The organism is Beggiatoa alba B18LD (assembly GCF_000245015.1).
In the GTDB taxonomy this organism is placed as follows: Bacteria; Pseudomonadota; Gammaproteobacteria; order Beggiatoales; family Beggiatoaceae; genus Beggiatoa; species Beggiatoa alba.
This window is the reverse complement of record NZ_JH600070.1, coordinates 1,111,259-1,125,716: the sequence shown is the minus strand read 5'-3', so window position 1 is coordinate 1,125,716 and position 14,458 is coordinate 1,111,259. Positions and strand designations below refer to the sequence as shown.

Genomic DNA, 14,458 nt, shown 5'->3' with positions numbered 1-14,458 from the left:
GTAAACGTATCTATATGGCAAAAACCAAAGCCGACAGGGGGATTATTGCCCCTATCGGTGATTTTAAGAGAATTGCGTGATTTTATTTAATGCCAGCGGCTTCGCGCAGTGCGTCGGCTTTGTCGGTTTGTTCCCATGTAAAATCAGCGTCTTCACGTCCGAAATGTCCATAGCTGGCTGTTTTGCCATAAATGGGACGGAGTAAATTTAACATGGCAATTAAACCACGAGGACGTAAGTCAAAGTGTTCACGGACTAAACGCACGAGTTTGGCATCATCAATTTTGCCTGTGCCAAAGGTTTCAACCAGAATAGAAGTCGGTTCGGCAACGCCGATGGCGTAGGATACTTGGACTTCACAACGTTGGGCTAATCCAGCGGCTACGATGTTTTTAGCGACATAACGGCAGGCATAGGCTGCAGAGCGGTCAACTTTGGAGGGGTCTTTTCCAGAGAATGCGCCACCGCCATGTCTTGCCATACCGCCATAAGTATCAACAATGATTTTCCGTCCTGTCAAACCGCAGTCGCCCATAGGGCCACCGATTACAAAACGACCTGTTGGATTGATGTAATAGCGCGTATTTTTGTCTAACCATTCAGATGGAATAACGTGTTTAATCACGTCGTCCATGATGGCTTCTTGTAAGGATTTGTTACTGATATCAGGGCTGTGTTGGGTGGACAGAACAACGGCATCAACGCCAACAGGTTTGCCATCAATATAGCGGAAAGTGACTTGGCTTTTTGCGTCAGGGCGTAACCATGGGAGTGTGCCATTTTTACGGAGTTCGGCTTGACGTTTGACTAAGCGGTGCGCGTAAGTAATGGGGGCGGGCATTAATACGTCGGTTTCGTTGGTAGCATAACCGAACATTAAGCCTTGGTCGCCTGCGCCTTGTTCGTGATTTTCGGTTTCGTCAACACCAACAGCAATATCAACAGATTGTTTACCAATGGCGGATAAAACAGCGCAAGATTCCCAGTCGAATCCCATTTCTGAGCTGTTATAGCCGATTTCTTTAATCGTATTACGGACAAGGGCTTCTACATCAACCCATGTATTGGTGGTAATTTCGCCTGCAACCACGACCATCCCTGTTTTGACGAGTGTTTCACAAGCTACCCGCGCTTTTTTATCTTGCGCCAGTAATGCGTCTAAAACCGCATCAGAAATTTGGTCGGCAATTTTGTCGGGATGTCCTTCGGAAACAGATTCAGAGGTGAAAAGCACAGCTTCAGACATATTGTATCTCTTTAAATTAGCTAGTGAATTAAAATTGTAAGGGCTGTTATTATACCTGATAACTTGGGAAACACTGCAAGCTAGGTATTATCCATAGTGAATAGATAACTTTTAATTTCAATTTCTTAGTAAAATATCTATTGTCTCTTAGACATAGCCTTATTATTATCAAATATAGGTTGCTATTATGCCATAGGGATTGTTCTGAAATCGTGAAAAGCATCGCATTTGCGATATTGAAATTAATAGGGATAGTCGGGCTTGAGTTATCAACTAATAACTTTAATTTCTTAAGGTTTTTCACGAGAATGCCTGCAAGCGTTGGCATTTAACCGCATTTGTTATAAAACAATCAAGCAAAAAATGCCTGATTGTTTAAGCTGTATGAGCGTTTATTAGCTTTGCTTTTTTGCAATGTTGCCGATTTTTAGTTAATTACAGGCTGGCTCGCATTGTTTGTGCGGCAGTCACCATATTTCTTAATGCGGCGGTCGTTTCGTGCCATGTGCGTGTTTTTAAACCGCAATCAGGATTAACCCAAAGATGTGAGGCTGGAATGACAGCGGCGGCTTTTTTTAGCAAGTTCAGCATTTCTTCAACACTCGGCACGCGGGGCGAGTGAATATCGTAAACACCAGGTCCAATTTCATTGGGGTAGTTAAAGTCAGCAAATCCCGTTAATAATTCCATTTGTGAACGACTGGTTTCTATGGTGATAACATCCGCATCCAGTGAAGCGATTGCGGGCAGAATATCGTTAAACTCGGCATAGCACATGTGAGTGTGAATCTGCGTGGTATTAGCAACGCCCGACGCGGCAATTCTAAAAGCACGGGTTGCCCCTGTTAAATAATTTTCCCATTGGGCTTTACGTAACGGTAAACCTTCTCGAATCGCAGGTTCATCGATTTGAATAATGCCTATGCCTGCGTGTTCTAAATCTACTACTTCATCACGAATCGCCAGCGCGATTTGCAACGCGGTTTGTGCACGGGATTGGTCATCGCGGACAAACGACCATTGTAAAATAGTTATCGGTCCCGTTAGCATTCCCTTCATGGGCTTTTCAGTCAGGCTTTGGGCGAATGTTGTCCATTCCACAGTCATCGGACGCGCCCGCCATACATCGCCGTAAATAATGGGCGGTTTGACACAGCGTGAGCCGTAAGATTGCACCCAACCATTTTGGGTAAAGGCAAAGCCTTCTAACTGTTCGCCAAAATATTCCACCATATCATTACGTTCTGCTTCGCCGTGTACAAGGACATCTAAACCTAATTGGGTTTGTTGTTCAATCGCATGTGCAATGGCAGATTGCATTTGTTGGATATAACTGACTTGATCTAATTTGCCTGCTTTGAAAGCGGCGCGAGTGGCACGGATTTCACTGGTTTGGGGAAAAGAACCAATGGTTGTCGTGGGAAATAGTGGCAAGTTAAAACGGGCGCGTTGTTTGGCTTGACGTTCATTAAAACGGGCATGACGTTTGTCGCTGCTTGCATCTAGGCTTGTTAAACGTTCCTCAACAGCAGGAACATGCACCCGTGTGCTATTACGTCGTTGGTGCAGAATCCGCGCATTTTCTTGTAATGCAGATTCAACAGTTTTTTCATCGGATAAAGCTTGTTTTAAAACATGTAATTCTTCCAACTTTTCAGTTGCAAAAGCTAACCATGTACGCACTTCGGCATCAAGTCGTTGTTCTTGGCTTAAACTCAATGGACAATGCAGTAACGAACAAGAGGGTGCTAACCAAATCGAGGCTTGTCGTTGGGCTTGTATGGCTTTTAAAACGGGTAATACCGCATTTAAATCAGTACGCCAAATATTACGCCCGTCAATAATGCCAATAGACAACACTTTATCAGTGGCAAGCGTTTGCGCAATGGTTTGCACTTCTTCAGGGGCACGTACTGCGTCAATATGCAATCCGGCAACAGGCAATTGACAAGCAAGGTTTAAATTATCCGCCAGCGGTGAAAAATAGCTGGTTAATAAAAGGTTAATCGGAATAGTGGCTAATGCATCGTAAGTGGGTTGAAATGCTGATTTCCATGGGCTTGTTAAATCTAGCCCTAAAATGGGTTCATCAAACTGTACCCATTGCACGCCCATCGTATGCAACCGTTGCAGAATTTGTTGATAAACAGGGATTAAGCGCGGTAATAACGACAATTTTTCACCCGTTGTGATTTTCCCTAACCATAAAAAGCTTAACGGGCTGATTAATACCACTTTTACCGCATAACCCTGTTGTTGAGCTTGTTGAACTTCTTGAAATAATTGTTCTGACTGTAAACTAAATTGAGTATCTGCTGTAAATTCAGGGACTAAATAATGATAATTGGTATCAAACCATTTCGTCATTTCTAACGCGGGTTGAGTTAACGCCTGCGTTGTGTCTGCGGCAACGCCACGCGCCATTATAAAGTAGCGGTTTAAAGCAGTTTGTTCAGGGGTAAAGTTAAAACGTGTCGGTTCACAACCTAATAATTGAATATGGTTTAACACGTGGTCGTAAAAGGCAAAATCGCCAACAGTGACATAATCTAAGCCTGCTTGTTGTTGCAATACCCAGTGTTGTGTCCGTAACCGTTGCCCGACTAATTCTAATGCATCAGCATCAATTTCATGTCGCCAATATTTTTCCAATGCGAACTTAAGTTCTCGTTGTAAGCCTATGCGAGGAAAGCCTAAAACATGTGTTTGTAACATTCTAAAAGACTCCATATTTAAGAAGTCGTTATAATGCAGGCAAATAATACTATGAATCAAACACATAATTTTCATTAAATCATGAAATATATTCATGATTAATTATCTTTAGCGTTGCCTTAATTTTATTATGTTAGAACTCCGCCATTTAAAAGCGATGCTTGCCTTATTTGAAACAGGGAGCGTGACTTTAGCCGCGACACGTTTACATCTCACGCAGTCCGCTTTATCGCATCAGTTAGCGAGCTTAGAAAATTATTTAGAAACTCCCTTATTTGAACGTCAGCAACGACCATTAAAATTAACACCCGCAGGAGAATTATTATTGCAATTAGCACAAAAGGTCTTGCCTGAGTTTGAGAAAACCCGCCAAGCAATCGCACAGTTAAAAACGCTGGGGGTCGTGCGTGAATTACGCATTGCGGTGGAATGTCATACTTGTTACGACTGGTTAATGCCTGCGATGGACAACTACCGTGAACAACAAAACGCGGTTGAATTGGATTTAGTGGCGGGCTTTCATACTGACCCGTTGTTGCTACTGGCAGAACAACAAGCGGATGTTGTGATTGTTTCGGAGGCAAAAGCACAGCGCAATATCACTTATTTTCCTTTATTTAGCTACGAAATTGTTGCCTTGATTGCGCGACAACATGCGTTTGTTGAAAAAGCCTATTTAGTGGCAGAAGATTTTGCGACAGTTACTTTAATTACTTATCCTGTGCCTGATGCAAAGCTAGATTTAATACAACATGTGCTGAAACCCGCAGGCATTAACCCGACTCGACGCACAGCAGAATTAACTATTGCAATTTTACAATTAGTTGCTTCACGGCGCGGGATTGCTGCCTTGCCACGTTGGGCGGTTCAGCCTTATTTAGAAAGGGATTATGTTCAAGCGCGTCCGATTGGAATACAAGGATTATGGGGAGAACTATACGCAGCGGTGCGTAGTCATGAAAAGGATATTCATGTGGGGTTTATCACAACATTGATAGAAACAGCATTTGCTACTTTAAAGGATTTAAAGAACAAGCGTTTGCCCGAATAAGGATTAGCAGGATTAAAAAGATTTATCCGCCTTACTTTTTGGTTTGCAGGTTTTAAATCCTGTTAATCCTGAAAATCCTGATTCAGACAATATTTTAATCTTGTCTGGTGAAGCCTTTTCGCGTGTTTCGACAGACCTGCTAGGTTTTCAAAACCTAGCAGGTCTTTTAAAACAGCTTAAAACGTTCCTTCCGCTTGTTTATCCGCATGATAAGAAGAACGTACCAACGGCGCACTGGCAACTTGTTTAAAGCCCATTTGTTTGCCTAATTCACCCAAGTCTTTAAATTCTTGTGGAGTCACATAACGCTGCAAGGCTAAATGATGTTGGCTCGGTTGTAGATATTGCCCTAACGTCAACATGTCGCAATCATGCGCACGTAAATCTGCCATGACTTGCTGAACTTCTTCTAACGTTTCTCCTAACCCCAGCATTAACCCTGATTTTGTCGGTACATCAGGATGTTGGGCTTTAAACTGTTTAATCAGATTTAATGACCATGCATAATCCGCACCTGGGCGAGCTTGTTTATATAAACGGGGCACAGTTTCTAAATTATGATTAAACACATCAGGTGGAGCTTCATGCATAATTTCTAAGGCTTTTTCTAAACGCCCACGAAAATCAGGCACTAAAATCTCTATGCGCGTTTTTGGCGAATATGTCCGAATTTCGCGGATACATGCAACAAAATGCCCTGCACCACCATCGCGTAAATCATCACGGTCAACGGAAGTAATCACCACATAATTTAAGCCCATATCGGCAATAGTGTGTGCTAAATTAATCGGTTCATTTTCATCTAGTGGCTCTGGACGACCATGCGCAACATCGCAGAAGGGGCAACGACGTGTACAAATATCTCCCATAATCATAAAAGTAGCAGTTCCCCCCGAAAAACATTCGTTTAAATTCGGGCACGATGCCTCTTCGCAAACGGTGTGCAAATGATGGTCGCGTAATTTTTCTTTAAGGTCACGCACGGCAGAGCCTGTTGGCACACGAATCCGTATCCAGTCAGGTTTGCGCTGGGGTTCGGCAGGCACAACTTTAATGGGAATCCGCGCGGTTTTTTCTGCGCCACGTTGATGTTTACCAACTTCAACGGATTTAGAGGGGTTATCCATAGCTTTCTCAATTAATAACTGGGTGAATCAATGACAGGCGTGATTACATTTAGCTGTCTGTTATTTCGCACTGAGTTTTTTTTCAGAACTTGGCGTTTTTTCTATGTTTTCTGCAACGGTCGCGCTTATATTATTTGTTTGGGTTTGTTGTTTTGTGGTTTCTGCTTTCTTCTGTTTTGCTTGTTGAATGGCGATTTCTTGCATTAACCACATTTCTTTTTCGCGTCGTTCTCGTTCTAATTCTTGCATTTTACGTTTATACATAAAAAGGGTTAACAGACCAATCCCTATCAACGCGAAAAAAACTACATACATCATTTCCATAGAGGAATCCCTCAGTTTTTTAATAGGTCTATCGGCTTAGACATTAAGTTAAGCAGATTCTAGCGGGTATTATCAGGTTAATTCGGGATAAAATAAAAAACTTTTTTATTGTTGTGGTGAGAGGTTGGAATTCAATGCGTGTTAAAACAGGATTAGGACAAGATAGCCATCGTTTTATTTTGGCTCATGAGCATAAGCCTTTAATATTGGCTGGGATTTTATTTCCTGATGATTTAGGATTAGAGGGGAATAGCGATGCTGATGTGGTATTACATGCCATTACGAATGGGATTTCTGGGATTACAGGCGTTAATATTCTCGGCAAAATCAGTGATGAGTTGTGTTTAAAACAGGGGATTACAAATAGTCGGGTGTATGTTGAGGAAGCGTTAAAGTATTTAAATGGTTGGCAAATTTGCCATATTTCTATCAGTATTGAGTGTCAAACGCCTAAAATTACGCCGTTTATTCCTGCGATGAAACAGAGCATTGCTGAATTATTGCAGATAACGGTGGCAGATGTTGGCATTACTGCAACGACGGGCGAGGGTTTAACTGATTTTGGCAAGGGTTTAGGTATTCAGGTTTTTTGCATTATTACAGCAGTGCAGGAGTAGTTTACTGTTTGAACCATATAAGATTAACTTGAGTTCTGCGAGTTTCTTTTAAAAAGACAACAGCTTGTCTGAATCAGGATTTTCAGAATTAAAAAGACAAGAAAATTAAAAGAATAAAAAATTATGTTTTTAATTGTTTTTAATTCTGCTAATTCTGAAAATTCTGTGAATTCTGATTCAGACAAAAAAAGACCTGCTAGGTTTTGAAAACCTAGCAGGTCTCTGTTTTATTTTATAAAACTCGCAAAGCTCAGGTTTTTTAGGGTTTAAATCCTGCTAATCCTGAAAATTCTGATTCAGACAAGCTATTGTCTTTTTAAAAATATTCTCCGAACCCATATTATTTATGCTGATTTAATTGAAACAGTTGTTGTGCCGCAAGGACAAGGTCTTCACGACCGTTATAGCCTGCTTGTCGTAATTGCGTACAGGGCGTGTGAATTAACGTATTTGTTAAAGTATGTGCTAAATAATCAATCACATCTTGTGGCGATTTGCCATTTTCTAGCATCTTTTTAGCTTTTGTCACTAATTCAACCCGTTTATCTTGTGCGCGTTCGCGAATATCGCAGATGGTTTCTATCGCACTGAGCGAATTAAGCCAGCCCATAAAGTGGGTGACTTGAGTATCAATAATTTCTTCTGCTTGGCGGGCAGCTTGTTCTCGAGTGCGTAAATTTTCTTGAATCACTTCGTTTAAATCATCAACGGTATAAAGATAAACATCTTCTAGTCGACTGACTTCTGCCTCTACATCGCGGGGGACGGCAATATCAACGATAAATATTGGGCGATGTTTACGGGCTTTTATCGCTTGTTTAACCGTGTTACAGCTTAAAATTGGGGTTGGGCTTGCAGTTGAAGAGATAATGACATCTGCCTCGGCTAAATGGTTGGGGATTTCTTCCAACGTGATTGCATAACCACTGAATTCTTTTGCTAATGTGCGTGCACGGTCTAAGGTTCTATTGGCAACTATCATCCTGCCTAAGCCTTTTTCATGCAGATGACGAGCAGCCAGTTCTATCGTTTCTCCCGCGCCAATCAGCAACGCCGTATTTTGTTGTAAATCGCCAAAAATTTGCTGGGCTAATCTAACCGCAGCAAAAGCAACAGAGACAGGACTTGAGCCGATAGCCGTATCAGTTCTCACTTGTTTCGCCACAGAAAAACTATGCTCAAACAGTTTGCTTAATAATCGTCCTGTTGTATTAACATCACGTGCCTGTTGATACGCGGCTTTAATTTGTCCCAGAATTTGAGGCTCGCCTAAAATGAGTGAATCTAAACCACAGGCAACCCGTAGTAAATGGCGAATTGCATCAGTATGTTCATGAATATATAAGTAATTGCTTAATTTTTCGGGGGTGATGTGATGATATTGACCTAACCATGCCAGTAATAAATCGCGGGTATCATGCGCTGTCGCGCAATAAACCTCTGTTCGATTACAGGTCGAGACAATAACCGCCTCCTCGACTAACTCATGTTGCGTTAAATCGTGTAAAGCGTGATGCAAACGTTCGGCTGGGAAAGAGACCTGTTCACGAATCGCAACAGGTGCGGTGGTGTGATTCAAACCAACAACATACAACTGCATGGGAAGACATGACCCCGTTTAGAGCAAAAGACTAGGCAAGTGTAGTCAGCAAGATTAAAAAAATTTTAGTGTTCTATTATACTTACACAATAAGCACCTGCGACAGGTGGCGTTATTGTGGGGTATCTTACCCCTGAATACAAGCCAGTTTATAGGATATACTAAAAGTCAAATCGGCATTAAGACCAGAAAAATAAATGTAGTATTGGGAGTGTTGTTTATTTATACAAAGCCTCAATTAATCCACATCAATATTGAGGAATCACTCAACAGGGTAAAACTAAAGGAGAAAACGGATGATTCAATCTGAAGGCATTGCAAAAAGTGCGCGTAGAAATCGTCGTGAACGCTATTCAAACCAAGCTACATCAACGCTTGCGAATCTCTCACAACACCCCATTAGCGTTTTTAAAAGTGCGCGTCGTTTACGTCGTGAACGTTACGCAATGCAACCCTCTCCCTGCTTAACTGCCGTTCAAGTCACTCACAGTATTGTCGCCGTAGTAGGAACATCTAGCCCCAGCATGGCACTTAGTGCCCGTCGTGCTCGTCGTGCTTATTATGCAACGCAAACCACAAGCACAACAAAACCCGCATTAGTTGTGACAAAACCTGTCGAAGAAACCGCCATAAAGCAAGCAGAACCTGTTAAAACAACGCCTGTTACCCCACCTGTAACAATAGAGAAACCCGCACCCGCGCCTGTGGTTTCCAAACCTGTCCCCAAAGTGACACCCGTTTTAGAACGTCCGCGTAATGAACCTGATTACCAACAAGTACAAAAATGGGAATGGATACTCTTTATTTTATTATTAGGGGTAGGGGCAATCGTCTTTTATACATTAGGTCTTCATCATTTACTTAATTAACCTTCGTTCTTAAATTACACAGCGCAATATGATAAACACACAATCTTTAAAGCAAGCTTATCGTCAAACAGGTTTTACCTTGATTGAAGTGATGGTCGTCATTGTCATTTTAGGCATTTTGGCAACCCTTGTTGTCCCTAGCATTATGGGACGTACTGCCGATGCACGTGTCACTAAAACCAAACATGATATTCACGCCATAGAAGCCGCTTTAAAGCTTTATAAACTAGATAATTATGTGTATCCATCAACTGACCAAGGATTAGAAGCCCTTGTCACTCGTCCAACCAGTGCCCCAGAGCCGAGAAAGTGGAAGGAAGGCGGTTATTTAGAACGTTTACCAATGGATGCGTGGGGCTCTCCCTATCAATACATGAGTCCTGGTGTACATGGTGAAATTGACATCTGGTCACTGGGAGCAGATAAACAACCCGATGGCATGGGGGAAAATATGGATATTGGAAATTGGTCTGTAGAATAACCTCCCCCGTTTTACAAGATTTATAAAATAAAACAGAGATTTGCTAGGTTTTAAAAACCTAGCAGGTCTGTCGAAACACTTGAAAAAGATTCACCAGACAAGATTGCAACATTGTCTGAATCAGAATTAACAGGATTAGCAGAATTAAAACCCTAAAACCAAAAAACTAATGTACTTGAGTTCGGCGAGTTTTATAAAATAAAACAGAGACCTGCTAGGTTTTGAAAACCTAGCAGGTCTTTTTTATCCAACGGTTACGCTAGTTTTAACGGTAATTCGTATAAACGTTTTCCTGTTACTGCAAATAAAGCATTAGCAACAGCGGGGGCAATAACAGGCGTTGCTGGTTCACCTACACCTGTAGGCTTTTCTGTGGACTCCACGATATAAACCTCAATGCTTGGCATTTGATTAATGCGCAACACGGGGTAATTGTGGAAATTGCTTTGCTCCACTAAACCATCTTTAAACGTAATCGATTCTGCTAAAGTTGCAGATAATCCATAACCTAAACCGCCCTCCATTTGGGCGCGAATTACGTCGGGATTAATGGCTATCCCACAATCTACCGCACAGACCACACGGTCAACGCTAAAAGTACCATCCTCTTTTACAGTAACCTCAGCGACTTGCGCGACATAAGTGTTAAACGACTCATGGACAGCAACACCACGTCCTTTCCCTTTTGCTAACGGTGTTCCCCAGCCTGCTTTTTCCGCTGCTAATTTTAAAACACCTGCATGGCGAGGATGCTCTTTTAACAAGGCAAGCCGAAACTCAACAGGGTCTTTCCCTGCATCATGGGCTAACTCATCCAACATCGTTTCGGTAGAAAATGCGGTATGCGTTGAACCAACTGACCGCCACCATTGGATAGGAATTTGTGAGCTTGTTGTATGTAAATCAACCAATAAATTAGGAATCTGATAAGGCAGTGTGGATGCACCTTCGACCGACGTTGCGTCTATGCCTTCTTTAATCAGAAAACCTTCAAACGGAGAACCCGCAATAATAGATTGTCCGACAATACGATGATGCCACGCAGTCACATTACCTTTTTCGTCTAGTCCTGCATCGATGGTGTGATAATAGAAGGGACGATATTGTCCGCCTTGCATATCATCTTCACGTGTCCAAACCAATTTAATGGGCGTGCCTTCAACCGCTTTAGCAATCGACGCAGCTTCTTTGACATAATCCGATTTAGGATTTGCCCGCCGTCCAAAGCTACCGCCTGCATAAAGCATATTAATTTTAACTTGCTCAGGTTTTAAACCAACCACTTGAGCAATATTGGCTTGGTCTATCGTTTGAAATTGTTCACCATTCCATACTTCACAACTGTCTTTACTGAGTTTAACCACGCAATTCATGGGTTCCATCGTGGCATGAGCAAGGAAAGGAAAGACATATTCAGCATGACGTTTTTTAGTCGTTTTGGGTAAATTGGTTTCAACATCACCCTCACGGCGGGCAACTTTGCCCATACTTTCCGCTTGTTTTTTATAATCAGCGAGAATATCGGCAGAACTTCCCATAAATGCTTGACTGTTATCCCATTCAATAACGAGGGCATCACGTCCTTTTTTCGCTGTCCAAAAATCTTTGGCTAACACGGCAACCCCTGTGGGAATTTCTACCACATTAACCACACCTTTTACAGCTTTCGCCTTGCTCATGTCGACACTTTTGACTTTACCGCCAAAACGGGGGGAATGAGCAACAACAGCAGTCAGTAAATCAGGGAAATTAATATCTTGGGTATAAATCGCCGTGCCATTCGTTTTCGCTTTAGTATCTTTGCGTTTTATCGCCATTTTGCCGATATAAACAAAATCTTTCGGCTCTTTTAATTTAATTTCCCCATGTTCAGGGACAGCCACATGCGAAGCTAATTCGGCTAATTCGCCAAAACTGGCTTGATGTTTAGATGCGGGATGACTGACAACACCCGCTTTAATCACAATTTCCTCAGCGGGCACTTTCCATGCCTGCGCGGCGGCGGTAATCAACATTTTTCGAGCGGTCGCGCCTGCAACGCGCATTTGCTCGAAAGAATTTGCCATTGCGGTACTGCCACCTGTGCCTTGTACAGGGCCCCAGAATAAATTGTTATAGCGTCCCGCATCCGCAGGTGCGCCAACCACCTTAATTTGCGCCCAATCTGCATCTAATTCTTCAGCGACTAAGGTCGGTAAACCTGTATAAGTCCCTTGTCCCATTTCTACATGCTTAACGGTAACTGTCACCGTATTATCTGTGCCAATGCGTACAAAAGCATTCGGTTCTAAAACAATTTCAGTGGTAGTAACGGGAATTTTTTCAGATTCTGCGAGGGTTTTCGGCAAATACAAGCCTAACGTGAGTCCTGCACCAACGCTTGCCCCTGTTTTTAAAAATGTCCGACGACTCAGATTAAAAATCGTATTCATAGTGAACTTTTCCTAAATTAGACCAGCGTTTTTGCAGCTTCTTTAATAGCCGCACGGATGCGAACATAAGTTGCACAACGGCAAACGTTACCGCCCATTGCGGTGTCGATATCGCTATCGCTGGGGTTGGGATTACGTTCTAACAACGCGGTCGCGCTCATGATTTGCCCTGATTGGCAATAACCACATTGCACCACATCTAACTTTTCCCACGCTGTTTGCACCGCTTGCGCAGCTTTACTACTAATCCCTTCGATGGTAGTAATTTGTTTACCTGCCATGGCAGAGACGGGCATCGAACAGGAACGGGTTGGTTGTCCATCAACATGCACTGTACATGCACCACACAAAGCCATCCCACAGCCGAATTTAGTACCCGTCATGTGTAAATGGTCGCGGAGAACCCATAACAAAGGAGTATCTGGCTCAACCTCCACCGTGACGGTTTTACCGTTAATAATCAGCTCCATAGAAAACCTCGTTATTATTTAGAAAGTGTTGGGGTGTTGGTGCTGAATAATTTGGGACAGAAAAAGGGAAACTACAAGGTGTAGTTCATGAGATTTTTGAGATTAAACAAGAGGATGTATAAAAATAATTACGCTTTTTATAAAATTATTAACTAGATATAACGTTTTCTTAAAAAGAACGAATAACGCTTTAAAGCTAAAATGGCTAAAGCGATTGCTCGCCTGCCTCATTAATCTAACCTGAAATCGCGAGATTTATAAAATAAAACAGATAGTTACTATGTTTTGAAAATCTAGTAGGTCTTTTTTTGTCTGAATCAGAATTCACAGAATTTTCAGAATTAGCAGAATTAAAAACATAATTTTTTATTCTTTTAATTTTCTTGTCTTTTTAATTCTGAAAATTCTGTTAATTCTGAAAATTCTGATTCAGACAATCTTTTAATCCTGAAAATCCTGATTCAGACAAACGTTTGTCTTTTTAAAGAAATTTCACTGAATTCAGGTTAACTAAATGTTTTTATATGACTTACTCTTGTCTTGGTCGTGTAATCAAAACAGCGGGCAACTGCATAGACTCCGCTATTTTTTGCGTTGGACTCTTATAAATGGTCACCGTGCTCGCTTCGGGTAATAAATCAACTTCCCATGTTTCCCCACAATAGGGACAATAGCCCATTAAAACAGGTTGTTCTTCTGAATCAATCAATAAATCAAAAGTTTCTTGGCATTTGTGACACTGAAAACGTTGTTTTTGTTTTGCCATGAGATTGCCTCATTTAACGAATAAAGATGCTCAAGCCTGCACAGGCTAAACCTAGAAAAAAGCACACACTACCCGCGACTAATTCCCAATATTTATCCCGCGCACTTTTTTGGAAAAATTCCTCGATACTAATGCCCTCTGTTGGATTATTGGAAGTTTCACGGCGGATAAGATTGCGCCTCACTTTATAACGATTATTAGGAAATAAGGTGAAAAAAGTCAGTAAGAGCGCGAGAAACCATAAAGTAAAAGCACTGATTAAATAAGCATTTAAACCCAAACTCGCTTTTTCACCTTGTACCAATTGCAAAACAGTCACATACACACTCGGCACAGCTAACTCTAAAGTGAATAACTGTTTTGCAAGCTCATCTAAACGATTTGCTTGCTGTACGATTTCTTCTACAAATTTTTGTTGTAAGTATTTATCTGTTTCCGAAGGCGGGCGAGTTTGAATAATCGGCGGTGGGGTTTGGTCGGTCATGATGTTCCATACTGTTTATAAGTATCTTGTGGTTAAAATGATTTTGTTTAATATAGATATTTGTATTTATTAAATAATTCATTAAAATAGTTCTCTTGTTTGTATTTCAGGTTGTTTTCTTTCCTCTTGCATAAAGTCGTCGCTAAATTGTTGGGCAATATGGAAAACAGTTTGCCAGTTGCGAATAGTTGGAGAAACTAAAGATATTTTTTTAGTTAAATTATCAAGTTTTTGTAAAAGGGGGGCATCTTGGCTAGAATGCATGGTTTGTTTCCT

General features: G+C 41.6%; 14 protein-coding genes. 4 read left to right on the top strand and 10 right to left on the bottom strand.

The window, feature by feature from the left end; genetic code table 11:
* Positions 1-82 precede the first annotated feature (82 nt).
* Positions 83-1,246, bottom strand: a complete 1,164-nt coding sequence (gene metK, locus BEGALDRAFT_RS04470; protein ID WP_002684088.1) for a methionine adenosyltransferase — start codon at positions 1,244-1,246, stop codon at positions 83-85.
* 435 nt (positions 1,247-1,681) lie between these two features.
* The gene (gene metE, locus BEGALDRAFT_RS04465; protein WP_002684087.1) at positions 1,682-3,961 is read right to left on the bottom strand and encodes a 5-methyltetrahydropteroyltriglutamate--homocysteine S-methyltransferase; all 2,280 of its coding nucleotides are present in this window, start codon (positions 3,959-3,961) and stop codon (positions 1,682-1,684) included.
* Between the two features lie 130 nt (positions 3,962-4,091).
* On the opposite strand from metE, the gene BEGALDRAFT_RS04460 reads away from it, so the two are divergent.
* Entirely contained in the window at positions 4,092-5,012 is a 921-nt protein-coding gene (locus BEGALDRAFT_RS04460; protein ID WP_002684085.1) for a LysR family transcriptional regulator, read from the top strand.
* 176 nt (positions 5,013-5,188) lie between these two features.
* On the opposite strand, the gene lipA is transcribed toward BEGALDRAFT_RS04460, so the two are convergent.
* Positions 5,189-6,139: a lipoyl synthase gene (gene lipA / locus BEGALDRAFT_RS04455; RefSeq protein WP_002684084.1), complete on the bottom strand. Its 951-nt coding sequence runs from the start codon at positions 6,137-6,139 to the stop codon at positions 5,189-5,191.
* Between the two features lie 60 nt (positions 6,140-6,199).
* Positions 6,200-6,463, bottom strand: a complete 264-nt coding sequence (locus tag BEGALDRAFT_RS04450; protein WP_002684083.1) for a hypothetical protein — start codon at positions 6,461-6,463, stop codon at positions 6,200-6,202.
* Positions 6,464-6,597: 134 nt separating this feature from the next.
* On the opposite strand from BEGALDRAFT_RS04450, the gene ispF reads away from it, so the two are divergent.
* On the top strand, positions 6,598-7,080 hold the full coding sequence (gene ispF / locus BEGALDRAFT_RS04445; protein ID WP_002684082.1) for a 2-C-methyl-D-erythritol 2,4-cyclodiphosphate synthase: 483 nt from the start codon (positions 6,598-6,600) through the stop codon (positions 7,078-7,080).
* 340 nt (positions 7,081-7,420) lie between these two features.
* On the opposite strand, the gene hemA is transcribed toward ispF, so the two are convergent.
* A complete protein-coding gene (gene hemA / locus BEGALDRAFT_RS04440) occupies positions 7,421-8,680 on the bottom strand; it encodes a glutamyl-tRNA reductase (RefSeq protein ID WP_002684081.1) in 1,260 nt (419 codons plus the stop codon).
* Between the two features lie 296 nt (positions 8,681-8,976).
* Between hemA and BEGALDRAFT_RS04430 the strand changes: the two genes are divergently transcribed.
* Both BEGALDRAFT_RS04430 and gspG read left to right on the top strand, forming a co-directional pair.
* Entirely contained in the window at positions 8,977-9,549 is a 573-nt protein-coding gene (locus BEGALDRAFT_RS04430) for a hypothetical protein (RefSeq protein WP_002684080.1), read from the top strand.
* Between the two features lie 28 nt (positions 9,550-9,577).
* A complete protein-coding gene (gene gspG, locus BEGALDRAFT_RS04425; RefSeq protein ID WP_002684079.1) occupies positions 9,578-10,030 on the top strand; it encodes a type II secretion system major pseudopilin GspG in 453 nt (150 codons plus the stop codon).
* 254 nt (positions 10,031-10,284) lie between these two features.
* Here the strand turns inward: gspG and BEGALDRAFT_RS04420 are convergent, their stop codons facing one another.
* From BEGALDRAFT_RS04420 to BEGALDRAFT_RS04400, 5 genes are all read right to left on the bottom strand, one after another.
* Positions 10,285-12,462, bottom strand: a complete 2,178-nt coding sequence (locus tag BEGALDRAFT_RS04420; protein ID WP_002684078.1) for a molybdopterin cofactor-binding domain-containing protein — start codon at positions 12,460-12,462, stop codon at positions 10,285-10,287.
* Between the two features lie 17 nt (positions 12,463-12,479).
* Entirely contained in the window at positions 12,480-12,932 is a 453-nt protein-coding gene (locus BEGALDRAFT_RS04415; RefSeq protein ID WP_002684077.1) for a (2Fe-2S)-binding protein, read from the bottom strand.
* Between the two features lie 529 nt (positions 12,933-13,461).
* Entirely contained in the window at positions 13,462-13,698 is a 237-nt protein-coding gene (locus BEGALDRAFT_RS04410) for a hypothetical protein (RefSeq protein WP_002684076.1), read from the bottom strand.
* Positions 13,699-13,711: 13 nt separating this feature from the next.
* A complete protein-coding gene (locus BEGALDRAFT_RS04405) occupies positions 13,712-14,182 on the bottom strand; it encodes a hypothetical protein (protein WP_002684075.1) in 471 nt (156 codons plus the stop codon).
* 81 nt (positions 14,183-14,263) lie between these two features.
* On the bottom strand, positions 14,264-14,446 hold the full coding sequence (locus BEGALDRAFT_RS04400; protein WP_002684074.1) for an AbrB/MazE/SpoVT family DNA-binding domain-containing protein: 183 nt from the start codon (positions 14,444-14,446) through the stop codon (positions 14,264-14,266).
* Positions 14,447-14,458 lie beyond the last annotated feature (12 nt).